The organism is Austwickia chelonae, assembly GCF_003391095.1.
Taxonomy (GTDB): domain Bacteria; phylum Actinomycetota; class Actinomycetes; order Actinomycetales; family Dermatophilaceae; genus Austwickia; species Austwickia chelonae_A.
Genome location: NZ_CP031447.1, coordinates 1,864,085 through 1,888,026 on the forward strand (window position 1 = coordinate 1,864,085; position 23,942 = coordinate 1,888,026).

24 protein-coding genes are annotated in these 23,942 nt (G+C 66.0%); 11 read left to right on the forward strand and 13 right to left on the reverse strand.

The features are described 5' to 3' along the window. Window positions 1-47 precede the first annotated feature (47 nt). The gene (locus tag DX923_RS08100; RefSeq protein ID WP_116113989.1) at window positions 48-662 is read left to right on the forward strand and encodes a class I SAM-dependent methyltransferase; all 615 of its coding nucleotides are present in this window, start codon (window positions 48-50) and stop codon (window positions 660-662) included. Window positions 663-709: 47 nt separating this feature from the next. On the opposite strand, the gene DX923_RS08105 is transcribed toward DX923_RS08100, so the two are convergent. Further along, on the reverse strand, window positions 710-1,288 hold the full coding sequence (locus DX923_RS08105) for a TetR/AcrR family transcriptional regulator (protein ID WP_116113991.1): 579 nt from the start codon (window positions 1,286-1,288) through the stop codon (window positions 710-712). Window positions 1,289-1,471: 183 nt separating this feature from the next. Here DX923_RS08105 and DX923_RS08110 point away from each other — a divergent pair, with 183 nt between their 5' ends. Beyond that, window positions 1,472-2,491 carry a ribose-phosphate diphosphokinase gene (locus DX923_RS08110; protein ID WP_116113992.1) on the forward strand — a complete coding sequence of 340 codons (1,020 nt, stop codon included), beginning with the start codon at window positions 1,472-1,474 and terminating at the stop codon, window positions 2,489-2,491. A gap of 8 nt (window positions 2,492-2,499) precedes the next feature. Then, window positions 2,500-2,916: a DUF3054 domain-containing protein gene (locus DX923_RS08115; RefSeq protein ID WP_116116231.1), complete on the forward strand. Its 417-nt coding sequence runs from the start codon at window positions 2,500-2,502 to the stop codon at window positions 2,914-2,916. An 81-nt stretch (window positions 2,917-2,997) separates the two neighbouring features. Here the strand turns inward: DX923_RS08115 and DX923_RS08120 are convergent, their stop codons facing one another. The 4 genes from DX923_RS08120 to DX923_RS08135 are packed head-to-tail and all read right to left on the reverse strand — an operon-like array spanning window position 2,998 to window position 7,710. Further along, window positions 2,998-3,708: a peptidyl-tRNA hydrolase gene (locus DX923_RS08120; protein ID WP_240322556.1), complete on the reverse strand. Its 711-nt coding sequence runs from the start codon at window positions 3,706-3,708 to the stop codon at window positions 2,998-3,000. Next, complete coding sequence (gene arc, locus DX923_RS08125) at window positions 3,705-5,417, reverse strand: proteasome ATPase (RefSeq protein WP_116113994.1); 1,713 nt, start codon at window positions 5,415-5,417, stop codon at window positions 3,705-3,707. Before arc ends, DX923_RS08120 begins: the two co-directional genes overlap by 4 nt. After that, window positions 5,414-6,505, reverse strand: a complete 1,092-nt coding sequence (locus tag DX923_RS08130; RefSeq protein WP_116113996.1) for a tRNA (adenine-N1)-methyltransferase — start codon at window positions 6,503-6,505, stop codon at window positions 5,414-5,416. Before DX923_RS08130 ends, arc begins: the two co-directional genes overlap by 4 nt. An 11-nt stretch (window positions 6,506-6,516) precedes the next feature. After that, window positions 6,517-7,710, reverse strand: a complete 1,194-nt coding sequence (locus DX923_RS08135; protein ID WP_162872853.1) for a M50 family metallopeptidase — start codon at window positions 7,708-7,710, stop codon at window positions 6,517-6,519. Window positions 7,711-7,834: 124 nt separating this feature from the next. Here DX923_RS08135 and DX923_RS08140 point away from each other — a divergent pair, with 124 nt between their 5' ends. Beyond that, a complete protein-coding gene (locus DX923_RS08140) occupies window positions 7,835-8,647 on the forward strand; it encodes a RecB family exonuclease (RefSeq protein WP_116113999.1) in 813 nt (270 codons plus the stop codon). Here DX923_RS08140 and DX923_RS08145 read toward each other — a convergent pair. Further along, a complete protein-coding gene (locus DX923_RS08145) occupies window positions 8,590-9,342 on the reverse strand; it encodes an HAD family hydrolase (RefSeq protein WP_116114000.1) in 753 nt (250 codons plus the stop codon). The two genes, DX923_RS08140 and DX923_RS08145, sit on opposite strands and share 58 nt — an antisense overlap. After that, complete coding sequence (gene metH, locus DX923_RS08150; protein WP_116114002.1) at window positions 9,339-12,899, reverse strand: methionine synthase; 3,561 nt, start codon at window positions 12,897-12,899, stop codon at window positions 9,339-9,341. Before metH ends, DX923_RS08145 begins: the two co-directional genes overlap by 4 nt. A 154-nt stretch (window positions 12,900-13,053) precedes the next feature. On the opposite strand from metH, the gene DX923_RS08155 reads away from it, so the two are divergent. Further along, window positions 13,054-13,902: a PAC2 family protein gene (locus DX923_RS08155; RefSeq protein WP_116114004.1), complete on the forward strand. Its 849-nt coding sequence runs from the start codon at window positions 13,054-13,056 to the stop codon at window positions 13,900-13,902. A gap of 31 nt (window positions 13,903-13,933) precedes the next feature. Here DX923_RS08155 and mshC read toward each other — a convergent pair whose 3' ends face one another. The 4 genes from mshC to DX923_RS08175 all read right to left on the reverse strand — a co-directional run bounded on the left by mshC (window position 13,934) and on the right by DX923_RS08175 (window position 17,441). Next, window positions 13,934-15,202 carry a cysteine--1-D-myo-inosityl 2-amino-2-deoxy-alpha-D-glucopyranoside ligase gene (mshC, locus tag DX923_RS08160; protein ID WP_116114005.1) on the reverse strand — a complete coding sequence of 423 codons (1,269 nt, stop codon included), beginning with the start codon at window positions 15,200-15,202 and terminating at the stop codon, window positions 13,934-13,936. Between the two features lie 35 nt (window positions 15,203-15,237). Then, a complete protein-coding gene (locus tag DX923_RS08165; protein ID WP_116114007.1) occupies window positions 15,238-16,152 on the reverse strand; it encodes an SCO1664 family protein in 915 nt (304 codons plus the stop codon). Beyond that, window positions 16,080-16,649: a DUF3090 family protein gene (locus tag DX923_RS08170; protein WP_116114008.1), complete on the reverse strand. Its 570-nt coding sequence runs from the start codon at window positions 16,647-16,649 to the stop codon at window positions 16,080-16,082. Before DX923_RS08170 ends, DX923_RS08165 begins: the two co-directional genes overlap by 73 nt. Window positions 16,650-16,751: 102 nt before the next feature. Beyond that, window positions 16,752-17,441, reverse strand: coding sequence for an MSMEG_4193 family putative phosphomutase (locus DX923_RS08175; RefSeq protein ID WP_116116233.1), 690 nt, complete (start codon window positions 17,439-17,441; stop codon window positions 16,752-16,754). Window positions 17,442-17,521: 80 nt separating this feature from the next. Here DX923_RS08175 and DX923_RS08180 point away from each other — a divergent pair, with 80 nt between their 5' ends. Beyond that, window positions 17,522-18,496 carry a magnesium and cobalt transport protein CorA gene (locus DX923_RS08180; RefSeq protein WP_116114010.1) on the forward strand — a complete coding sequence of 325 codons (975 nt, stop codon included), beginning with the start codon at window positions 17,522-17,524 and terminating at the stop codon, window positions 18,494-18,496. Window positions 18,497-18,584: 88 nt separating this feature from the next. Here DX923_RS08180 and DX923_RS08185 read toward each other — a convergent pair whose 3' ends face one another. Both DX923_RS08185 and DX923_RS08190 read right to left on the reverse strand, forming a co-directional pair. After that, window positions 18,585-19,436: an undecaprenyl-diphosphate phosphatase gene (locus DX923_RS08185; protein ID WP_116114011.1), complete on the reverse strand. Its 852-nt coding sequence runs from the start codon at window positions 19,434-19,436 to the stop codon at window positions 18,585-18,587. A 181-nt stretch (window positions 19,437-19,617) separates the two neighbouring features. Next, the gene (locus tag DX923_RS08190) at window positions 19,618-19,941 is read right to left on the reverse strand and encodes a primosomal protein (protein ID WP_116114013.1); all 324 of its coding nucleotides are present in this window, start codon (window positions 19,939-19,941) and stop codon (window positions 19,618-19,620) included. Window positions 19,942-20,193: 252 nt separating this feature from the next. Between DX923_RS08190 and DX923_RS08200 the strand changes: the two genes are divergently transcribed. The 5 genes from DX923_RS08200 (at window position 20,194) to DX923_RS08220 (ending at window position 23,921) form a co-directional block, all read left to right on the forward strand. Further along, a complete protein-coding gene (locus DX923_RS08200) occupies window positions 20,194-20,787 on the forward strand; it encodes a hypothetical protein (RefSeq protein ID WP_162872854.1) in 594 nt (197 codons plus the stop codon). Beyond that, a complete protein-coding gene (locus tag DX923_RS08205) occupies window positions 20,787-22,154 on the forward strand; it encodes a glutathionylspermidine synthase family protein (protein ID WP_116114018.1) in 1,368 nt (455 codons plus the stop codon). Before DX923_RS08200 ends, DX923_RS08205 begins: the two co-directional genes overlap by 1 nt. Continuing rightward, a complete protein-coding gene (locus tag DX923_RS08210; RefSeq protein WP_116114019.1) occupies window positions 22,154-22,570 on the forward strand; it encodes a DUF350 domain-containing protein in 417 nt (138 codons plus the stop codon). Before DX923_RS08205 ends, DX923_RS08210 begins: the two co-directional genes overlap by 1 nt. 118 nt (window positions 22,571-22,688) lie before the next feature. After that, window positions 22,689-23,327 carry a copper resistance CopC family protein gene (locus tag DX923_RS08215; RefSeq protein WP_162872855.1) on the forward strand — a complete coding sequence of 213 codons (639 nt, stop codon included), beginning with the start codon at window positions 22,689-22,691 and terminating at the stop codon, window positions 23,325-23,327. Window positions 23,328-23,378: 51 nt separating this feature from the next. Further along, window positions 23,379-23,921, forward strand: a complete 543-nt coding sequence (locus tag DX923_RS08220) for a DUF1707 SHOCT-like domain-containing protein (protein ID WP_116114023.1) — start codon at window positions 23,379-23,381, stop codon at window positions 23,919-23,921. Window positions 23,922-23,942 lie beyond the last annotated feature (21 nt).

The following is a 23,942-nucleotide window of genomic DNA, read 5'->3' on the forward strand; positions in this document are numbered from 1 at the left end:
GTGGGGGTTGGCGGTGGGGGTGGGTGTCCGGTTCTAGAGTGGCGGGCATGGTCGAGGGTTGTGCGGGTCCGGTCGGCGGGTGCCCGTCGGAGGGTTCTCCGGGTCGGGATGAGGAAGTGGCGGCGTTGGTGCACGGGGTCACCGGTGCGGGGTCAAGGATCCTGGATGCTGGGTGCGGCCCGGGTGGGGTCGCAGCTGTTCTGGCCGGCTTGGGGCATCGGGTGATGGGGGTGGATGCTGATCTGGAGGTGCTACGTGCCGCGGCGGAGAAGGTTCCTCAGGTGCCTTTCTGGATGTCGGATCTGGCCGAGTTGGATGTGCCTCAGGCTGCGGTGGCCGGCGGGTTCGATGTGGTGTTGTTGGCGGATGTGGTGCCTCGACTACAGCCGGGGAGCGTGGGCGCTGTGATGGGTCAGTTGAGGGGGGTCTGTCGTCCGGGTGGGTTGATCGTGGCGGGTCTTGCAGCGGATCCAGGGACGGTGGCCGAGTACGAGGGTGCGTGCCGGGCGGCGGGTTTGGTGTCCCAAGAGCGGTGGTCGGGGTGGTCCGGGGCGGCTTTCGGCCCAGGTTCTCGGTATCTGGTGTCGATGCACAGTCGTCCGGTGCCGCAGGATCGGGTCCTGCGCTCGGGGTGGTGGTCCCGGCTGTTCGGGCCGAGGTGACTGTTCTTGGTCTTGGCTGGTTCTCCGTCAGGAGACCTGGTCATCGGTCAGGATGTGGGGGTGCCGTCAGGGGTGGGGGGCGGGTGCCCTTCCAGTACTGCTTGGACGAGGGCGACGTAGCGGTCGATGAAGGGCTGCTGGGCTGGCTCGTCGAGGTCGTCGCGCAGCGCCATGGGACGTAATGCCAGTGCCAGTCCGATCAGCAGGCAGGCGACGGTGTCGGCCCGGTCGCGCCCATCGAGGTCGTCGGGTAGGTGTGCTCTGACGTGGGAGAGCACCTGGTCGAGGAAACGGTCTCGTTCCAGGCGAGGGTCCGGGGACTGCCAGGTCAGGAAGACACCTTGGGCCCAGGGGTCCTTCTCTCCGGTGCGGGCCCGGGCGACGACCCGGCCGACGAGGTAGTGGCCGAGTTCGTCGAGGGGTACTTCAGCGGTGGTGGGCTCCCCGACCTGTGGGGTGGAGATGGTGTAGAGGGCAGCTTTGGAACCGAAAAGTTTCATGACCAGGGCTGGTGAGACCCCGGCGTCTTCGGCGATGCCTCGGATGGTGACTCCGGCGTATCCGTATTGATGGAACAGGTTGGCTGCGCTGTCCTGGATACGTTGCCGTGTGGTGCTCTCTCCCATGTGATTTCCCTTCCAGCACTGAAGCTACCCTCTGCGGCGTCTCCGGAAGGGCGGAGTGCTTCCGTCAGGTCGGGCAGCCTGCTTCGGTGTCGAGAAGATCGACTGTCGTTTTCGGCATGGCGCAGGAGCTTACGGTCGATATGCTGACTTTACGTTTTTCGCCGATGCCGAAGGACTTGCCCCGTGCGTGACGTCATTGTCTTCTCCGGCTCAGCCCATGAACCTCTGGCACGACGGATCTGCAGCCACCTGGGTGTGCCTTTGTCGCAGGTCGACATCAAGAGATTCAGCAACGACTGTCTTCAGGCCCAGCTGTTGGCGAACTGCCGCCAACGAGACGTGTACATCGTCCAACCGTTGGTGCCGCCCACCCAGGATCATCTCGTCGAACTGTTGATGATGGTGGATGCCGCTCGGGGTGCTTCGGCCTCGCAGATCACCGCGGTGATCCCCCACTATGCGTACGCCCGGTCGGACAAGAAGGACGCCTCCCGGATCTCCTTGGGCGGCCGGCTCGTGGCAGACATGCTGGTCACGGCAGGAGTGCATCGGGTGCTGACCATGGCCCTGCACGCCCCGCAGGTGCATGGTTTCTTCTCGGTCCCGGTGGACCATCTCACCGCGATCGGGGTCCTGGCCGACCATTTCCACGGTCGTTCCTTGGAGAACCATGTCGTGGTCTCCCCCGATCTGGGCAATGCCAAGCAGGCCACGTTGTTCGCCCGGCTGTTAGGTCTGCCGGTGGCTGCCGGGAGCAAGCAGCGGGTCTCCGACGAGAAAGTCGTCATCGATTCGATCGTGGGAGACGTGGCCGGGCGGCGAGCTATCGTCCTGGACGACGAGATCGCCACCGGGGGGTCGATCGTCGAGCTGCTGGACCGGTTGTCCGATGCGGGCTGCCCGCAGGCCTCGGTGGCGTGCACCCACGGCTTGTTCGTCGGGCAAGCCGTGGAACGTTTGACAGGACACCCGATGATTTCCGAAGTGGTGACCACCGATACGGTGCCACGGCCTGATAGTTTCGCCACGCTCCAAGTCCGCTCCGTGTCACGTCTGTTCGCCGAAGCCATCGCCCGTATCCACGTCGGTGAATCTGTGAGCAGCCTGTTCGACGGAGTCGACCCGGCACATGCATCTCCACAACGCCAGCTCCCCCTCTACGACGATGCGGACGACGCGACGTTGTGCACGACGGAAGGATGAAGCACATCATGGAGGACTACGCCGTGTACGAGGCCCACAGCCCCGAGGCGACCCACGCGCCCCGAGTACCGTGGGCGGGTTTCGGGGTGGATATCGTCCTCATCCTGTTGTTCGCCGCGATCGGGCGGATCAGCCATGCCGAGACCATGAGCCTGCCTGGTTTCCTGATCACCGCATCCCCTTTCCTCGCCGGAACGGTCGCGGCCTGGGCCGTCTTGGTCGGCCGGGGTCATCCACGGCCTGGGTCCCTGCTCGGAGGCACCATCATCTGGATCTCCACTGTGGCAGTGGGTATGGCCTTGCGGGCCCTGACCGGGCTGGGCGTCCAGCCCAGCTTCGTGGTGGTCTCCTTGCTGTTCACCGGGTCTTTCCTGCTGGGATGGCGCGCGCTCGGAGACATTCTGGTGCGCCGTTATTCGCGTTGAAGGTTTGTTCGAGGGGCTGTTGACGACCGGTGGTGGTCGTCAACAGCCCCTCGTCTGCTGTCGCCCCTCAGGTCGCTGCGGTCACCAGAAGGCGCGTGCGGTCTCCGTCGGCCCGTCGACTTCGGTCAGCCCGGCGTCGACGACCCGTACCGGCGCATCTTCGAGTGTGGACCACCTTGCAGGAGTAGGGGCGTCGAGGACCAGGACGCGCCACCCCTGGTCGAACCAGGCGCGCAGTTTCGCTGATTCGTGGTCCAGGACGAGTCGTTCCCAGGCGAGTTGGGCGGCATGCCCACATTGGGCTGCCGCTTTACCGCTGCTGAGCTTCACCGCCGGGTTCAAGGCGATGACGACCTGTGCTGCGGATTCGTCGATCGAGCTGTCGTCTTCTCGAGGGAAATCTGTTCCGGCGACCTGGAGGTCGTCGAGGATCTTGGGGAGCGGCCTGGCCGGCATGGGGACGAAGGCCCGGACCTGGGCGCCATGGTGGTCGACGGTGACTCCGGGGATTTCCTGGGCGCGTTCCCAGCGGATCCCGCGGGCGCGACGGACCAGTTTTCGGATACGTCCACGTCGCCAATGATGTACGTCTGCGGCCCAGGCGCCCTCGCCGCGGGCACGTTCGTCAGCGAGGAGGCTGACCACGGCCTGGGCTGCTGCTTCGCATACCGCGCGGTGGCTGGACAGGTCGTTCTTGTCGTAGCGCACGGCCAGTTGCATGCCCCAGGGTTCGTCGGGATCGCGGGGTGTGGGGGAAGCAGGTGCGGTCTCGGCGGGGTGGGTTTCGTTCACAAATATTCTCCAGTCACCGGTACGTCTTCCACCGGGCGGTGACGAGCGTGACCGGGGTATCCGTTGTCTGCCCCGTCCGGGGTCCCGGCGGATGTCCCGGTGGGTAGATGGTGGTCCTTGAGCCTGATGATCTGAGTGACCCGTTCTGCTTTGCGTCCGGAGATCCGCATCCATTCATCAGGGTCGGCGGTATTGGGCAAGGTTTCGTTCTCGGCGAATTCTGCAGCGAGCGCGTCCAGGAGCAGGTCGACGGTCAGTCCTTTTTCTCCTCCGGAGAGGACCTGTTTGACGGCGGCGCGTTTGGCGCGGTCGACGATATTGCGGATCATCGCGCCGGAGGCGAGGTCGGCGTAGTCGAGGATCTCTTCGCGTCCGGAGGCGAAGGTGACGTGGAGGAAGGCGTTCTGGGGGGTGTGCGCGTACATGGCGTCGACGACGGTGTTGATCATCCGGAGGGTGGTGCGTTGGGGGTCGTGGTCGTCCTTGGCGAGTTCGCTGTGGCCGATCGGTAGGTCGGCGGTGAGATATTTCGCGAAGATCTCTTGGGCTCCGGTGTGGTCGGGGCGGTCGATGTGGATCTTCGCGTCGAGTCTTCCGGGACGCAGGATTGCCGGGTCGATCATGTCTTCCCGGTTGGAGGCTCCGATGATGATGACGTTGTCGAGGCGTTCCACGCCGTCGATCTCGGCGAGGAGTTGCGGGACGATGGTGGTTTCCACGTCGCTGGAGCGGCCGGAGCCTCGGGTGCGGAACAGGCTGTCCATCTCGTCGAAGAAGATGACGACGGGGGTGCCGCTGGAGGCGTGTTCCCGGGCTCGGGCGAAGATCGTGCGGATGTGTCTTTCGGTTTCCCCGACGTATTTGTTGAGTAGTTCGGGGCCTTTGATGTTCAGGAAGTAGCCGGTGGGTTTCTCGTCGGGTCCGATGGCGGCGGCGCTCTGGCGGGCCAGGGATGCGGCCACGGCTTTGGCGATGAGGGTCTTGCCGCAGCCTGGGGGGCCGTACAGCAGGACGCCTTTCGGGGGGCGGAGGTGGTGTTCTCGGAAGAGTTCTGGGTGCAGGTAGGGCAGTTCGATCGCGTCTCGGATCTGTTCGATCTGTCCGGACAGTCCCCCGATGTCGGTGTAGGACAGGTCGGGTACTTCTTCGAGGAGGACGTCTTGGACTTCGGCGCGGGGGATGATCTCGTGGACGAAGCCGGTCCGGAGGTCGAGGAGGACCTGGTCGCCTTGGCGTAGTGGGCTCTCGGTCAGGGCTGCGGCGCGGAGCACGACCCGGTGGTCGGTGTCGGTGACCGTGACCACGAGTCGGCCGCCGGGCAGGGTTTCGTGGACGGTCACCACGGTGCCTGCGCGGGGGTCGTCGACGACTTCGACCACTGCGAGGGCTTCGTTGACTCGGACTTCGGTGCCGGGGGTGAGTGCGTCGGCCTGGACGTCGGGGCTGACGGTGACTCGCATCTTGCGTCCGCTGTGGACGAGGTCGACCGAGCCGTCCGGGTGGGTGGAGAGCACGCTGGCGAAGGTCGATGGCGGGGTGGAGAGCGCTTGGACCTGGTTCTTCAGGTCGACCAGTTGGGCGCGTACCGTGCCCAAGGCCTGTGCGAGCTCGGAGTTCTTCCTCGACAGGCGGGTCACCGTCGTCCGTAGCCCTGCCGTGGAGGTCTGGTCGGGGTCGGGTGACGCTGCGCCTGTCGAGCTGTGGGTCATACCTGTCCTTGACCTGACGTTGACGTGTCGGAGGGTGTGCCCGTGGTTTCGCGGGCGTTCCGGGCGAGTCGCCGCAGTTTCTTGTCGGACAGGGGGCGTTCGCCCATCGTCTCGGGCGTCCATTCCTCGGCGGACGTGGCGGATTCGCTTGCGTGCGCGGTGTCCTCGGTCACTGCAGAGCTCTCGGTGTCTCCACCATAGGCTCCTTTGGCCGGGCGACGCTTACGAAGCGGCGGGGTCACTCCTGGGGCAAGGCGTCGGGTGGTGATCAGGAAGCCGGTGTGTCCGTGCATGCGGTGCTCCGGGCGGACCGCGAGGCCCTCGAGGTGCCACCCCCGGACCATCGATTCCCAAGCGGCCGGTTCGGTGAACCCGCCGTGCGAACGGGCGGTCTCAGCGACGCGGGACAGCTGGGTCGCGGTGGCCACGTAGCAGATGAGCACTCCCCCGGGCACGAGTGCGTCGGCGACGACGTCCAAGCATTCCCACGGGGCCAGCATGTCCAGGACGACACGGTCGACGGTGCCCGGTTCGATGTGCTGGGGCAGCTGCTCGACCAGATCGCCGACGGTGACCGTCCAGGCCGGGTGCGGGCTGCCGAAGAAGGATTCGACGTTGGCGCGGGCGATGTCTGCGAACTCGGGGCGACGTTCGAAGCTGTGGAGGCGGCCGGCGTCGCCGACGGCGCGCAGCAAGGACATGGACAAGGCTCCGGAGCCTACTCCGGCCTCGACGACGTGGGCTCCGGGGAAGATGTCCGCCATCTGCACGATCTGGCCGGCGTCCTTGGGGTAGACCACTGCGGCGCCGCGCGGCATCGACATGACGTAGTCGGAGAGCAGGGGCCGCAACGCCAGGTATTCGACGCCGCTGGTGTTCGTGGCGGTGGACCCGTCGGGGCGGCCGATCAGGTCGTCATGGGCGAGGCTGCCCCGGTGGGTGAAGAACTGTCCCCCGGTTTGCAGGGTGATGGTGTGCATCCGACCCTTGGGGTCGGTCAGTTGTACCCGGTCCCCCGCGGCGAAGGGGCCGCGACAACGAGTCGCTCCCGTCGGAATCGGCGGCGTGGCATCGGGCTGAAGGCTCATGGGCACCAAGTCTAGGTGCCGTTTTCGGCAGGTTCGGACACGGCCTGCTCGACGTCACCAGAGGTCAGCACCCCCACGCATCGCCCGTTCGCATCCTGCAACACGATCACTCCGTACGGGGAGGAGACCAGCGCGGGCAGGAAAGCCGCGACACGACCGTTCTGGTCGGCGTCATAGCGGGCCAGCCACCCTGCAGGTTGTGCGAGCAGCAGCGCACCGGCCGGGACGGTGGCCGTCTCTTCCGGTGAGAGTCGGCTGAAGGCTTCAGGGTCGACGAGCCCGGCAGGGGTCCCGTCGGTTCCCAGGAGAACCGGCACGGCATATCCTCCGGGACTCGCGCCCACCCGCTCGGGAACGGCCGCGGCCGGTTCCCCCATCCCGACCAGGGCTACCGGACGGACCACGTCGGTCAGAGCGACCCTCTCCGCAGCTGCGAGTGCTTTTCCTGTGACGATCGAGGAGGAGGCTCCGGCCCAGAGGAAGGCGCCGATGAAGGCCAGCCAGGCCACATTCCACAGGTTGACGTCTTCTCCGGAGATCAGGGGGCGGGCCACCAGCCAGAGGACCGCGAGTGCGGTGACTGCGCGGCCGGCCCATCCTGCGGTGATGAGCCCTGCGCTGCGGCGGCCGGTGTATCGCCATATTGCGGCGTCGACGAGGAAACCTCCGTCGAGTGGGAGCCCGGGGAGCATGTTGAACAGGGCGACGAAGGCGTTGGAGAAGGTCCAGGCGTAGCCGAGGAGGAGTGGGATCCCGGGTGGGAGAAGTGGGAGGAGCGCCCATCCTCCTGCGGCGAGGAGGGCGTTGGCGGCTGGTCCGCTGATGGCGACGAGTGCGCTGCCCCGTGGGGAGGGTTGGGCGGTGGTATAGGTGGTGTGTCCACCCCAGAGGTTGACCACGATCTGCTCGACGTTGTATCCGCACCGGCCTGCGGCGAGAGCGTGTGCTGCTTCGTGGCAGAGGACGCTGATCGCGAGGAGGAGAGCGTAGGCGAGGGCGACCAGGTAGGCGGTGGCGGCGCCGATGCCGGGGAGGACTCGGTCGACGTCTGGTCCGAAGACGAGGACGACGGCTGCGGTGATGATGAACCAGCTGGTGGAGAGGTAGACCGGGACTCCGCCGACGGCGCCCAGGCGGAGTCGGTGGGTGGCGGTGGGTTCATCGAGGGTTCCCGGGCCGCCGTTCGTCTCGGGGCTGGTGGACATGGGTCTGAGAGTACGGCACGGGTGGCTGGTCGTTCTGGGCATGATCATGTCTGGACGGGCCGCTTCGGATGAGCGGAGGTCTGCGCTGGTGAGCGTTGTCGGACATTCTTCTTAGGGTGGGCGTATGCCTGTAGCTCTGTCTCCGAGTCGCGCGAGCGACTTCATGCAGTGTCCCTTGTTGTACCGATTTCGGGCCATTGACAAGTTGCCGGAGGCGCCGTCGGCTGCGGCGGCTCGGGGGACGCTGGTGCATGCGGTCCTGGAGCGGCTTTTCGATCTACCGGCGTCACGTCGGACGGTGGAGGAGGCCTGTGGTCTGCTTCCTGGCGAGTGGACGCGTCTGGTCGCCGAGCGGCCTGAGCTCGGGATCTTGGTCGATGCTGGTGCGGAGTCCGCGGACGGTCCGGTGGCGGGGGTGTCCGAGCAGGTCTGGTTCGATACGGCTCGGGTGTTGGTCGAGCGGTGGTTCACGTTGGAAGATCCGTCGCGGCTCGAGCCTGCGGAACGTGAGCTGTACGTGGAGGCAGACCTGGACGGGCTCGTCCTGCGCGGGTACGTCGACCGGTTGGATGTTGCGCCGGACGGGCGGATGCGGGTGGTCGATTACAAGACGGGCCGGTCCCCCAGCCCGCTTTTCGAGGGCAAGGCGCTCTTTCAGATGAAGTTCTACGCCTTGGTGTTATGGCGTATGTACGGCCGGTTGCCGACGTTGTTGCAGTTGGTCTACCTGGGAAATGGGGAGATCGTGCGTTATGAGCCCAGGGAGGAGGATCTGCGCGCGGTGGAACGGAAGGTGAAGGCGTTGTGCGTCGCCATCGACCGGGCGGCCGAGATCGGTGACTTCCGGCCGAACCCGAGTCGACTGTGCGACTGGTGTGATCATCGGGCGTTGTGCCCGGCGTGGGGTGGCACGCCTCCTCCGTTCCCTTCGCGGTGAGCTCGGGCCGCGGGGCCGGCCAAGGCCAGGAGGTCGGTGGCTCGTACCCCGGCGAGGGAGTCCAGGACGACCAGGCCGGGGCGGTCCGGCACTTCTTCGACGGAGGGGGTGACGAGAGTGGGGACGCCTGCGGCGGCGGCAGAGGTCGAGCCGGTGATCGAGTCTTCGATGGCGACGCAGGCCAGTTTTGCGGTGGTGGGGACGCCCAGCATGTCCAATGCCGTCAGATAGGGCTCAGGGTGGGGTTTCCCTCGGGTGACACTGTCACCGGTGACGATCGCCGGGAAGATCCCCGGTGGGAGTTCGCCCAGGACGACGTCGAGGACGGGCCGCCAGGACATGGTCACCAGGGCTTGCGGGATCTGGGCGTCGTGGAGTTCGTTCAGCAGTTCGCGGGCTCCAGGGCGCCAAGGGACGTGGCCTCTGATACGTTCGACGACGCCGTTCTGGAGCCTGTCCACGATCTGCGGTACGGACAGGGTGACCGGCGAGTGCGCGCGCAGGAGGGCTGCGGAGTCGGGGAGGGCTTTGCCGACGAGGGTGAGCGCGTCGTCCATGGTCCAGGTGCCGCCGTATTCTTCGACGAGGCAGCGTTCTTCCTCGTACCAGTACGGTTCGGTGTGCATCACCGTTCCGTCGAAGTCCCAGAGGACCGCGGTCGGGAGGCCCGGTGCGGGGTCGTTCGTACTGTTCATACCTTGAAGTACTTCGCTTCCGTGTGGTGGACGACGAGGGCGTCGGTGGATTGCTCGGGGTGGAGTTGGAGTTCTTCGGAGAGTTCGACGCCGATGCGGCCTGGTTCGAGGAGGCGGACGAGGGTCGCGCGGTCCTCCAGGTCGGGGCAGGCGGGGTATCCGAAGCTGTATCGGCAGCCGTGGAAGCGGACGTCGAGGACTTGGTCGAGGGGTAGCTCCCCCATTTTTTCCAGGCCGAGTTCTTCGCGGACGCGGGCGTGCCACATCTCGGCGAGTGCTTCGGTCAGTTGGACGGACAGTCCGTGGAGTTCGAGGTATTCGCGGTAGGCGTGCCGGGCGTAGAGCTCGGCGGTGACTGCGGAGACGTGCGTGCCCATGGTGACCAGTTGGAGGGGAAGCACGTCTGGTCCGTGGGTGCGGGCCTCGTCGTGGTCTCGGAAGAAGTCGGAGAGGCAGAGCCGTCGGTCGCGTTGTTGGCGGGGGAAGGAGAAGCGGGCGATCTCGGTGAAGGATGTCCCGGCGTCGGCGGGGTCGAGGACGACGAGGTCGTTCTCGGTGGAGTAGCAGGGGAAGTAGCCGTAGACGACGGCGGGTTCCATGATTTTCTCTGCGGTGATCCGGTCGAGCCACATGCGTAGCCGGGGTCGGCCTTCGGTGTCGACGAGTTCTTCGTAGGTGGCGCTTTCTCGTCCTTGGCCTTCGCCGCGTCCGGGTTTGAGCCCCCACTGTCCGAGGAAGGTCGCTCGTTCGTCGAGGTAGGCGGCGTAGTCGGCGAGTTTGATGCCTTTGACGACGCGGGTTCCCCAGAAGGGTGGCGTGGTGGGGCGGGTGGGGCGGGCGACGTCGGAGCGGGTGGTGTCCGGGGTGTGGCCAGGCGTCTGTGGATGGGGGTCACGCCGGGGCACTCGGCGGGGGCGGAGCGCGGGCAGGGCGTCGGCGAGGGTGGTGGCCGGGTCGGTGCGGGCGGTGGCGATGGCGTCCATGAGCCGTAGCCCTTCGAAGGCGTCGCGGGCGTAGCGGACTTCGCCGGCGTAGATTTCGGCGAGGTCGGTTTCGACGTAGGCGCGGGTCAGGGCGGCGCCGCCCAGGAGGACGGGCCAGCGGGTGGCCAGGCCTCGGGTGTTGAGCTCTTCGAGGTTCTCCTTCATGATGACGGTCGATTTCACCAGTAGGCCGGACATGCCGATGGCGTCGACCTGGTGTTCTTCGGCTGCGGAGATGATCTCGTTGATGGGTTGTTTGATGCCCAGGTTGACGACCTCGTAGCCGTTGTTCGACAGGATGATGTCGACGAGGTTCTTCCCGATGTCGTGGACGTCGCCTTTGACGGTGGCCAGGAGGATCTTCGCTTTGGCCTGGCGAGTCGTGCCTGTCTCGGCGGCCTCGGCCTCGATGGCTGGTTCCAGGTGCGCGACGGCGGTTTTCATCGTCTCCGCCGATTGCAGGACGAAGGGCAGCTGCATCCGCCCGGAGCCGAAGAGCTCACCGACGGTCTTCATCCCGGTGAGCAGGTGGTCGTTGATGATCTCCAGGGGGCCGGTGCCCGAGGCGAGCGCTTCGTCGAGGTCGGTTTCCAGCCCGGTCCGTTCACCGTCGACGATGCGCTGGGCGAGTCGTTCCCCCAGCGGTAGTGCGGCGAGTGCGGCGGCACGGGACTCTTTGACGGAGGCGGAGTCGACGCCTTCGAAGAGTTCGAGCATGCGGGCCAGTGGGTCGTAGACGAGTCGGCCGTCGGCGTCGTATTCGCGTCGGTCGTAGACCAGGTCGAGGGCGACTTTCAGTTGCTCCTCGGGGATGCGGGCGACGGGAAGGATCTTCGCGGAGTTGACGATGGCGCTGGACAGGCCGGCTTTGGCGCATTCGGCGAGGAACACGGAGTTGAGGACGACCCGGGCGGCAGGTTTGAGCCCGAAGCTGACGTTGGAGACGCCCAGGGTGGTGCTGATGCCGGGGTGGCGGCGGTTGATCTCGCGGATGGCTTCGATGGTTTCGATGCCGTCGCGGCGGGTTTCTTCCTGGCCGGTGGCGATGGGGAAGGTGAGGCAGTCGACGATGATGTCTTCGACGGCCATGCCCCACTCCTGGGTGAGGGCGTTGATCAGGCGATCGGCGACGTCGACCTTGTGCGCGGTGGTGCGGGCCTGTCCGGTTTCGTCGATGGTGAGTGCGACGACGGCTGCGCCGTGCTCGGCGACAAGTCTCATCATCCGGACGAAGCGGCTGTTCGCGCCGTCGCCGTCCTCGTAGTTGACCGAGTTGATGACGGCTCGTCCGCCGATGCGTTCGAGTCCGGCCTGGACGACGCCCGGTTCGGTGGAGTCCAGGACGAGGGGCAAGGTGCTGGTGGTGGCGAGCCGGAAGGCCAGCAGGCTCATGTCGTCGCGGCCGTCACGGCCGACGTAGTCGACGCAGACGTCGAGCAGGTGGGCGCCGTCTCGGATCTGTTCGCGGGCGATGTCGAGGCAGTCGTCCCATCGTCCGTCGAGCATCGCTTCGCGGAAGGCTTTGGAACCGTTGGCATTGGTGCGTTCGCCGATGGACAGGAAGGAGGCGTCCTGGTGGAGGGGGACGGCGGTGTACAGGCTGGCGACAGAGGGTTCGCGGGCGATCTGACGGACCGGGACGTCCATCCCGGAGACGGCGTCGACGACGGCAGCCATGTGGGCGGGGGTGCTACCGCAGCATCCCCCGACGATCGCTACCCCGTAGTCGGTGACGAAGCGGCGATGGGATTCGGCGAGTTCGTCCGGGGTGAGCGGGTAGCGGGCACCGTCCTTGGTGAGTTCGGGGAGCCCTGCATTGGGCATCACGCTCAACGGGATCGGTGAATAGGTGGACAGGTGGCGTAGGTGTTCGCTCATCTCCGCGGGGCCGGTCGCGCAGTTCAGGCCGATGGCGTCGATTCCCAGGGGGGTCAGCGCGGACAGTGCAGCACCGATCTCGGATCCCATCAGCATGGTGCCGGTGGTTTCGACGGTGACCTGCACGATGATGGGCAGGCTTGCGCCGGTGTCGGTCAGCGCCCGGCGGCATCCGGCGGCGGCGGCTTTGGCTTGGAGGAGATCCTGGCAGGTCTCGACGAGGAGGGCGTCGGCGCCGCCGTCGATCAGCCCGGCGGCGCAGGTCTGGTAGGCGTCGCGGAGTTCGGCGTAGGTGGCGTGGCCCAAGCTGGGGAGTTTAGTGCCTGGCCCGATGGATCCCAGGACGAAGCGGGGATGGTTCTCGGTAGAGTGGGCGTCTGCGGCTTCGCGGGCGATGGCGGCACCGGCGCGGGCGAGTTCGTAGATCCGCTCGGGGATGTCGTATTCGCCGAGGTTCGCCAGGTTGGCACCGAAGGTATTCGTCTCGATGGCATCACAGCCCACGTCGAGGTAGGCGTCGTGGACGGCCCGGACGATATCCGGACGGGTGACATTGAGGATCTCGTTGCAGCCCTCGTAGCCTTGGAAGTCGTCCAATGTCGGGTCCTGTGCCTGCAGCATGGTGCCCATACCGCCGTCGGCGACGATGACTTTGCGGCCCAGGAGGGCCCGGAATGCTTCGGAGCGGCTGCTCACGTGATTCTCCTCGCAGCTGGACGACGACCTCGGCCTCGGCCTGGCAGGTCAGGGGCTTGCCATCGTATCGGCGCCAGGCTCACCGCGGGGCGCTTCGTCCGTCGGGCGGGACTGGGCTTCTGATCGGGTTCTGCCTACTGCGTAGGCTGGTCGAGTGATCGACTTCGACGACGTACCTGAGCTGCGCTCCCCTGTCGTGCTTGCTGCCTTCGAAGGGTGGAATGACGCCGCGGAGGCTGCGTCATCGGTGATCGGTCATCTCGCTCAGCAGTGGGAGGCCACCGGAGTGGCCGGTCTCGACCCGGAGGAGTACTACGACCTGCAGGTCAACCGACCGAGGATCACTCGGGCGGAAGGCGTTCGTCAGATCGTGTGGCCAGGGACGGCAGTACTGGTGGCGACTCCCCCGGAGCTGGAACATGACATCGTGCTGATCGACGGGGTAGAGCCGTCGATGCGTTGGCGTACGTTCAGCGCCGAGTTGGTGGACTTCATGGAGGAAGTCGGCGCGCAGTCGTTGTTCTCCTTGGGTGCACTCCTGGCCGAATCGCCGCATCGCCGCCCACTCCCGGTGACGGTGGCCTCCGAGAACGCAGACCTGCGGGAACGTTTCGACCTGCCACGAAGCACCTACGAAGGCCCGACCGGAATCGTCGGAATCTTGGGTGATGCAGCTGCGGCACAGGGCATCCCCTCGGCGTCGCTGTGGGTATCGGTGCCGCATTACGCAGCAGCACCACCAGCACCGAAAGCCACCTGGGCGTTGATCCGTAAATTGGAAGAACTGTTGTCCTGCACGCTTCCCCACGGAGACCTCACCGAAGCGTCCCGGTCATGGGAAGAGAACATCGACCAGCTGGTCGAAGGCGACGAAGACGTCACCCGGTATGTCCGCCACCTGGAAACCTCAGCGGACGCGGCAGATTCCTTAGCAGCATCCGGCGACGCCATCGCTCGCGATTTCGAACGCTACCTGCGTGGGCGAGGCGGACAGGAGTCCTGACCCTCCCCGCCCACACACGCACGAACGCTGCTCAGAGCGCGATACCGAGCAGCGCGTCGACGAGGTCCCGGACCGTCCGAGCCTGGTCCGCGGCATCCTGACCGGCGTAATCGCCGCTCAGGGCCTGCTCGGCCCAGGCATCGACGACACCCACAGCCCGGGGCGTGGCCAGATCATCGGCGAGCGCCTGACGCACACCGTCCAGGACCTTGGTGGCATCCGGCCCGCCAGCAGCCACAGCAGCACGCCAGGTCGTGAGCCGTTCCTGAGCCTGGTGCAGGTCGCTGTCCTGCCATTCCCATTCGGTGGCGTAATGGTGGTTGAGCAGGACCAGGCGGACAGCCATCGGGTCGATGCCCTGCGCGCGCAGGGTGGAGACGAGCACGAGATTGCCTCGTGATTTGCTCATCTTGTGTCCTTCGTAGCCGATCATTGCCTGGTGCACGAAGGCGGTGGCGAAGGTGTCCTGTCCGGTGAGTGCGGTGGCTTGGACTGCGCTGATCTCGTGGTGGGGGAAGACGAGGTCGGTTCCTCCGCCTTGGACGTCGAAGCCCATGCCGAGGTAGTGCAGTGCGATGGCGGTGCATTCGATGTGCCATCCGGGGCGTCCGGGTCCGAGTGCGTCGGAGGGCCAGAAGGGTTCTTCGCCGCGGGCACCGCGCCAGAGGAGCGGGTCGAAGCGTCCGCGTTTACCGGCCCGGTCGGGGTCGCCGCCGCGGTCGGCGAAGACGCCGTCCATGCGCTGTTCGTCCCATCCGCAGGTGGCACCGAAGTCGGGGCAGGCGGTGAGGTCGAGGTAGATGTCGCCGTGGGTGCCGGGGCGGGTTTTCTCCCCTGCGGGGATGTCGACCCGGTAGGCCTGTCCGTTGGCCAGGAGTGTCGCGACCTGTTCTTCGATGAGTGGGATGGATTCGACGACGCCGATGTAGTGGTCCGGGGGGATGACGCGTAGGGCGTTCATGTCGTCCCGGAAGAGTTGGGTCTCGGTCAGGGCGAGTTCCTGCCAGTCGACGCCGTCGCGGTGTGCGCGTTCCAGGAGGGGGTCGTCGACGTCGGTGACATTTTGGACGTAGGTGACCTGGTGTCCGGCGTCGCGTAGGGCCCGGTTGAGGATGTCGAAGGTGACATAGGTGGCGGCATGCCCCATGTGAGTGGCGTCGTAGGGGGTGATTCCGCAGACGTACATGCGGGCCACCGGGCCGGGTTGGAGGGTGACGGCGCCGCGGCGGCTGTCCGTCACTGTCGGTTCGCTGCCTTTTCCGGCGAGTACGGGCAGGTGCGGGATGTCCCAGGCGATCACGGGGAAAGCCTACCGGCCTGTTGCGGAGGCGGTGTTCACAGCGGAGGCCAGGGGACGGGGTGGCGGTGGGTGGGCGGGGTCGGGTAGACGGCTTGGCTGAGGAGGGTGTCGACCCGGGTGGTCAGGGCGTGGATCTCGCCGGTGGTGATCAGGGTGGACAGGGTGTGGCGTAGCCCGGTGGGGTTGGTGTCGTGCAGGCTGTCGCGGAGACGTCGTAGATGTTCCTGATGGCTTGCCGGCAGGGGTTTCCCTTGCCATCCCCACAGGATGGTGCGCAATTTGTCCTCTTGGTGGAGGCTGAGTCCGTGGTCGACGGCCCAGATGTGGCCCTGTCGGTCGGTGAGGATGTGGCTGCCTTTGCGGTCGGCGTTGTTCAGGACGGCGTCGAGGACGGCCATGGCGGCCAGTCGGGGGTGGTCGTGGTGGCCGATGATCAGCGGGGTGCCGTCTTCCAGGGTGGCGTGGAGGACTGGGTGCCATCCCCGGTCGGGGAAAGCCTGCTCGGGGAAGACTTTCACCGGGGTGGGTTCGGCTGCTGTCGTGGGGTGGTCGTCTTCGGTAGGGAGGGGCCCGATCCATCGTTGGACGGATCCGGGGCCTGCTGGCCCGTCCCGGAGCGCGGTCTCGGGGATCAGCCCCCAGCCTGCGGCCTGGTCGACGAGGTAGGCAGCGGTTTCCCGTCCGGCGAGGGTGCCGTCGGGGAAGTCCCAGAGCGCTCGTTCTCCACGAATGGGTTTGTAGACGACGAAGCCGTGTCTGTCGGGGGTCTCCGGCGAGTCGAGTGCAGCCAGGTAGACCTCGTTGGAGGCCTCGGTGAGTCGCCCGATCAGGCGAATTTCGGCCTGGAGCAGCGTGGAGGCCTCTTCCGGGGCGGGGGTCAGCGTCGGTATCCGTTCGCGCGTGGGCAGATGTGTCCGTCGGGGTCGATGGGTCCGGCGCAGAAGGGGCATTGCGGCCGTCCTGCGGCGACGACCTTGCAGCCACGGCGGGCGAAGGCGCGCGCCATCGCGGCGGGCATTGACACCCGGAGGACGAGTTGGGTGGGGTCGAGGGCCGGGTCTTCTGCGAGTTCGCCTGTTTCGGCGAGTTCTTCGACGTCGGCGGTGTCGAAGGAGTCGCCGACGGCGTGCAGTTCCAGGACGAGTCTGCGGGTGTCGGTGTCCCAGGAGAGCCCCATGGTGCCGACGCGGAATTCTTCATCGACGGGGGTGATCAGCGGCCCGTCGTCGGTGAACAGCTGGGCGGCGTGTTCGCTGGCGGAGCTCCCGGCGAATTCGTCGAGCAGGTCGTTGACCCGGTCGGAGAGTACGGACACTTGGGTTTTCTCGACGCCGACGGAGGTGGTGCGTAGTCCGTCACTGGCTTGGAGGAAGAATTCGCGTTGTCCGGTGGGTCCGATCGTGCCCACGATGAATCGCTCGGGTGGATCGTAGGAGATGAGCGCCATAGGTCGACGATAACGGGCCGATGGTGGTGGTGTCTTATGGATGTGGGGTGCCTGGGGTCGTGCCGTCGGATGCGGGGTTGAGATTGTCGGTGTAGGTGGCGGTCAGCCGGCTCCCCCGCCGACGCTTGCGTCAGTGTTCGCGCTGGGGGCGGCCGGAGGCGTCCAGGGTCGGCCGGTGTCATTGGCGCGGACCAGGAAGGGCCGGTCAGGGGTGTAGCGGACGACGGAAAGCCCGGCCGGGTCGACCTGCCAGCGTTGGAAGAGGTCGAGGGGGCAGCCTGCGGCGTCGGCGAGGATCGCTTTGATGACGTCGCCATGACTGACGGCCGCCCAGATGGCGTGGGTGCCGTGTTCGCTCTCGACGAGGGCGTCGATCTCCCGGACGGCGGCCACCGCGCGGGCCGACATGTCTCGCAGGGATTCCCCTGCGTAGTCTTCCCCGTCGGGGAAGCGTGCCGCACTGGGGTGGTGTTGGACGGTGTGCCAGAGGGGTTCGCTGGTGAGTTCGTTCAGCGCGCGGCCGGTCCAGGCCCCGTATCGGCACTCCCCCAGGCGTTCGTCCGTCTGTCGAGGCGCCAGGTGCCCGGCGAAAGCCAGGTCAGCGGTCTGTCGGCAACGGGTCAACGGGCTGGTGACCACGAGAACCAGGGGAATGTCAGCGAGGCGGTCGGCCAGGGATCGAACCTGTCCACGGCCGTGGTCGTCGAGTTCCACGCCGGGTGACCAGCCGGCCAGGATGCCATCGGCGTTGGCCGTGGTGCGTCCATGCCGGACCAGCAGGACTGTCGCCATGGCTGCCATCGTACGGCCCGGCACCGGCGCTACGGGTTGATCCGGGGGCGCAGATACGACGAAGGGTCCAGAATGACCTGGTGATCGTGGATAAGGCCATCTATCGCGGGGGCATCAGGTACGAGTGCGGCGACCCCAGTGACGAACTGGAACGTTTACGGGCCTGCGGGTCCCCAGATTTCCTGTGGATCGGGTTGAAGGATCCCACCGATGAGGAGTTCGCCGAGTACGACGACGAGCTGAGCCTGCACCCCTTGGCGGTGGAGGACGCTCTGCACGGTCATCAGCGGCCCAAGATCGATGTCTACGAGACGTCGACCTTCGTGGTGTTGAAGACCTTGCGGTACATCGAACGCACCAGCGATGTCGAGACCGGGGAGCTGATGATGTTCGTCGGTGACCGGTTCGTCCTGACGGTGCGTTACGGGGAGGCCAATCCGCTGGCCGGGGTACGTCAACGATTAGAAGGACATCATGAACGGTTGGCGCTCGGCCCAGTGGCCGTCATGCATGCCGTGATCGACCACATCGTCGACACGTACCGCACGATCGACACCGAGCTGGAACGCGACCTGGAGGACATCGAAGAAGCGGTCTTCGCCCATGACGACACGGCCCTGGGGACACAGATCTACCGGTTGAAACGCGAGATCCTGGAGTTCAAACGGGGCGCTCTTCCCCTGGTGACACCGATGCGGAATCTCCTGGACAGTGGCAGGTCGTTCATTCCGAAGAAGCTGCGCCCCTTCTTCGCCGACGTCCTGGACCACTTGGTGCAGGTCTGTGAACATGCCGAATCCTATGACCGGCTGCTCGGCGACATCTTCTCCACCCATCTGGCGCAGCAGGGGCTACGGCAGAACGAGGACATGCGCCGTATCTCGGCGTGGGTGGCCATCGCTGCGGTGCCCACCATGATCGCGGGGATCTACGGCATGAACTTCAAGAACATGCCCGAGCTGGAAACCCATTACGGCTATCACATCGTGGTCGCCGTGATGATGACCTCCTGCCTGTTGATGTACGTCCGCTTCCGCAAGGCCAAATGGTTGTGAGCCGACGCCCGGCGACGAACGAACGGACACGACGGCGGCGCCACCCCTGATACCGGGATGGCGCCGCCGTCGAAACCGATGAACAGGATCAGGTCGCGGAGATCCACCCTGCGCCCACCGCGGCGGCCAGCAGCAGACCGGCCGGCACCCGGTAGTAGACGAAAGCTTTCAGAGAGTTAGACGCCACGAAGCGCAGCAGCCAGGCGATCGACGCATAGGCCACGAAGAAACTCACCACGATGCCGACGATCATCGGGCCGAGCGGCACCACCGCGAAATCGACATCCTTCAGACCGTACAGACCGGCCGCGGTCAACGCCGGGATCGCCATGAAGAAGGACAACTCGGTAGCCACGACGCGGTTCAGCCCGGTGAACAGACCTGCAGAGATCGTCGCCCCCGACCGGGACACCCCAGGAATCAGGGAGAAACACTGGGCGATACCCAGGATGATGCCGTCACGAATGGTCACATCGTCCTCGGCCCGCTGCGTTCCCTCACGAACATCCTGATCGTGCCGCATCTCGGCGACCCACATCACGATGCTCCACAACACCAGAGCAGCAGCCACGACCCACAGGGAACGCAGCGACCCCGAGATCGCCTTACGACCCAAGAATCCGACGATCCCGACCGGCAGTGAACCGATGATGACCGCCCAGGCCAACGTCCAGTCCTGATTGTCCCGGGCACGTTCGTCACGCAACCCGTCGATCCAGGCGAAGAACAGACGGGAGATCTTTCCCCAGAAGAAGACCAGGGTCGCCGCGATCGCACCGATCTGAATCGTCGCGGTGTAACCGGTGACCGCAGGGTCGTCGATCTTCAAGCCCATCATCTTCTCCACGACGGTGAGATGGCCGGTGGAGCTGATGGGCAGGTACTCGGTGATTCCTTCGACGATCCCCAGGATCACGGCATGGACATAGGTCAGTTCCACGAATGGCCTCTCGCTCGATTCTGCGGCACGCTCTCCACCCCGAGTGGGCGCCCGCCACGGGCGCTCGCTGCCGCCCGGCGGCGCTAGTTTAGGCGGTCATGAAGAACGCCCGCGCACGGGTAACCGTCAGCGGGCGTTCAGCCTGACCGGAGGTCGGGCACCAGGGCTCGACCGCGAGCGCTCAGCGGGGAGCAGGCTCCCCGGCGACCTCGACAACTTCGATGTCGTCGTCGAGGTCGAGGTCGTCCTCGTCGTCGTATTCGAGGTCGTCGTCGTCCAGATCGTCGTCATCATCCAGGTCGTCGTCGTTGTACACCTGCAGCGGGGTGACTTCTCCGAAGGCGTCCAGAAGGGCGTCGTCGTAGGCGTCAAAGGCCTCTGCAAGATCCTGATAGGCCGCGACGACGGCTGGGTCGTCCTCGCCACGACGCGATGAGGACGCCTCCAGGTGGCGTTCGAGGGCTGAGACGAACGTGGCCAGGGCGACTCGAGGATCTGAGCTCATGCCCTGAACGCTATCGCGTTCCAGCCGCCGGGTCATCCGGGTTGCAGTCAGATGTGACCTTTCCCGAGATGATCTGATTTCTGCCAGGGGTGTTGAACGGCAGGTCAGCTGGGCACACGTCGAGGGGTGACACGGAATCACTCGGCGGGGTCGAGGTCCGTCGACCGCACGGCAGCGGCATATCCTGCTGGCACGCCCCCGCGCGGAGAACACACTCGGGAGGACGACCCGCCTGTCGTCGAGGAGGAGATCATGGCTCGACGCCGGAGCAGGTTGGTGGCCCTCGGGGTCACCGCGGTGTTGGCTGCGTCGGCCACCGGGTGTGGCGCTCCTGAGGAGGAGTCGAACGCGCAACCCGATCACACCGGTATCTGCGTGGACCGATCGACCGGCATCCGGCTCGACGATGCCGTGTGCGCGGCGGATCGAGTGCCGCCGTCGGAAGGTTCCCCGAGCAGTCCTGCTGCGACGCCGAGTCCGTCTCCACGGTGTACTCCAACCACGGCAACGCCGACCCCTTCCTCGACCGGTGGCATGTCCCCGGAGGGCACGGCGACGCCTCCTTCGCCGTGCCCTCCGGGGCAGGCGCTCACCGATGGTTCTGGCAGCAACGGTTCCACGACGCACCGCTCCCACGGGTGGTATTTCATTCCGTGGGGTTCTTCGGCTCCTGCGGTGGGGGCGAGGGCCAGCGGTGGGAGTTACTCCGAGCCTCGGTCGGGGTCGTACAGCGTGGGCGGGGTCGCTGCCTCGGGTGGGCGGTTGTCTTCGTCGTCCTTCTCCAAGGCGAAGTCGACGATCGTGCGGGGTGGTTTCGGTAGCAGTGGAAGCAAGGGTGGCAGCTGATGCAGCGGCAGAGGGTGAGCCCTCGTCCGCGGTGGCGTGAGCGGGTACAGGCGCAGGGCATGGTCTATTCGACGACGACTTTGCCCGGTGGGGGCGAGGCGCCGTACTGGTACGAGGAGGCCTGTTACGTCCTGTCCGAGGACGAGGTCGACGTCCTGGAGTCGGCGACGCAGCGCCTGCACGAAATGTCGGTCGAGGCTGCGCATTTCCTGGCTTCGGGGGCGATGGGTGATCTGGGGTTGCCGGCCGGTTCGCTGCCGCGGGCGGCGGCGTCATTGGCGGCGGATCCACCGAGTTTGTACGGCCGTTTCGATCTGAGGTTCGACGGGTCGGGGCCGCCGAAGTTGTTGGAGTACAACGCGGATACTCCGACGGGGTTGTTGGAGTCCTCGGTGGTGCAGTGGTACTGGCTGGAGGACACCCATCCTGATCGGGATCAGTGGAATTCGTTGCATGAGCGTCTTGTCCTGGCATGGCAGCGGATCGCGCCCCAGCTCGGTGAGGGGCCGGTGTATTTCGCTCATCATGGGGACGAGCGGACCGGTGAGGAGCAGATGACGGTCACCTATCTGCGGGACACCGCCGATCAGGCCGGGTTGTCGACGGCGTCGATCACGGTGGGGCAGATCGGGTGGGATCCGGAGGGTCGGCGGTTCGTCGACCTGGACGGGGCTCCGATGGGTGCGGTGTTCAAGTTGTATCCGTGGGAGTTGATGTTGGCCGAGGAGTTCGGCCCGCAGGTGCGATCGGTTCCTCAGGGCCCGGGTTCGACGGTGTGGCTGGAGCCGTTGTGGAAGGTCTTGCTGTCGAACAAGGCGTTGCTGGCCGCGTTGTGGCATCTGTATCCGGAGCACGAGTTGTTGTTGCCGGCGTATCTGCACGAGCCGGGTCCGTTGACGCAGTGGGTGGCCAAGCCGTTGCACGGGCGTGAAGGTGACAACATTCGGGTGCATGCTCCGGGGGTCGAGGTGGAGCAGCCCGGCAGCTATGGCTCCGAGGGGTGGTGCTACCAGCAGTGGTGTCCTTTGCCGGAGTTCGACGGCAACAAGGCGGTCATGGGCTGTTGGGTGGTCGACGGCCTGCCCGCCGGTCTGGGTGTGCGGGAGAGCGACGGCTGGGTGACCGACTACCAGGCCCGTTTCGTGCCCCATGTGATGACCTCGAGCCGGCCTGATGCTGCGGTGCAGCAGGCGTGGTTGGCGGACGCCGGCGCCGATGTGCAGGACGCCGTCGTGCAGGATGTGCTGCCGGGGGACGGCGGCCCCGGGGCGTCGGCATCGCACCCGATGTTGACTTTGGGTGGGCCCTCTGGTCTGCCTTCAGATGTGCAGGATGACACCTACCGTGACCGGCGAAGGGCACCGTGATGTTGATCAGTTTGTTCCATGGGGCCGTCTACTCCCTGTTGGGGGTGGCTCTCCTCGTGTTGGGGTTCTTCACTTTGGACCTGTTGACTCCGGGCCGGTTGGGTAAGCGGATCTACGAGGATCGTTCGGTGAACGCCGCGATCGTGGTGAGCTCGTCCTTCTTGGGGTTGGGGGCTGTGCAGGCCACGGCGATCTTCACGAACGGTGCCGCCGATCTGGGGCGGGCTTTCGCGTGGACGGCTGGTTTCGGTGTGTTGGGGATCATCCTGCAGGCGGTCAGTTTCCTGGTGTTGGACGCGGTGACTCCTGGTTCGTTGCGGCGGATCACGGTGGACGAGGGCTTCCACCCGGGTGCCGTGGTGGCAGCGGCCTCGATGCTCGCGGTGAGTGCGGTGGTCTGCGCGTCGATCTCCTGATGTCGCCCGACGGAAAAGGCGCTGCGCGTCGGGCCTCGCACGGCACGGGGTGCGGCAGGATGATCTGGTCGGGGTCTTGTGCCCGTGGCCTGTCGGGCTGATCCGAAGGAGCGTGCCTGTGCTGTCGTCCTGCCAGCTGCCGGTGTTCTCGCTGCGCCGTGGACGGAGGCTTCCCGGAGCGTTGGTGTTGTTCGCGGTGACAGCGTGGCTGGGTGTCCTCGGGGTGTGGGGGCCGGTGTCACCGGCAGGTGCTCATTCGCAGTTGGTGTCCTCCTCCCCCGCCGATGGTTCGACGGTGGATGCGCTGCCGGCAAACGCCACTTTGACCTTCAACGAAGAGGTGCATCCCAAGTTCGTGCAGGCGGTGGTCGCACCGGCATCGGGTGAGGCCAGACCGGCCGAGGCTGTTGCCCAAGGCCCGAAAGTGGTGGTCACCCTGCCGCAGGACCTGGGCGGAGGGAAGATCGCGGTGCGTTACCGGGTGGTGAGCAAGGACGGGCACCCCATCTCCGGGGAGATCTCGTTCACCGTTCCCGGCGGACAGCCCCCGGGACAATCCGGCCGGGATGCTTCGTCTGGCACACCCGGTTCGTCGGCACCGACTGGTACGACGTCCTCTGAGCAGGGCCGCCCGGTGACCACGCCGAACGGGGGCAGCCCGGTCGCCGTGTACCTGTTGACCGGGGGCGCCGCAGTGTTATTGCTGGTCCTGGGGATTCTGGTCTACCGGTGGGATCGGCAACGCGAACCTCAGTGATCGAACTGCCCCTCCTGTCCCGGTGAGTCGCCCTTGAGGCAGGATGATTCCATGGAGGGCGTGGAAGATCCCGGGAAGATCGGTTCTGACGATCGGGAGCAGGCTCGGACCCTTTTGCGTCGACATTGGGAAGCCCACACCCTCGACCCGGACGAGCACGAACACCGAACGACGATGGTGCGCAACGCCAGGACACTCAGTGAACTGGAAGCTGCGACAGCTGATCTCCCTGCCCTACCGGCCGAGCTAGGTGTGGTCTTGGCCAGCTATGACGACCCCTCTGCGCCGGGCAATCCCCCTCTGCTCCCTGCCGCCGACAGTGGCCCGACCTCCGAGAAGAATGTACCCTCCACGTCGGCCAGATCCCAGGGGATCATCTCGTTGCCGATCGCGCTGTCCACGACGATCACAGCGCTCACACCTTTTCTGGCCTTCCTACTCTTCTTCAATACGGGGAATTTCCTGTACTTCTTCCTCATCCCGGTCGTAGGGATCCTCTTGAACGGCACCGGGAGCGGCACCTCGACGAAGAAAAACAAGAAGAAAAAGAAGAAGCGCAAGAAGAAAAAAGAGGGTGCGGACGCCTCGGAGTGAGCTTCTACGGGCAGCTGACCC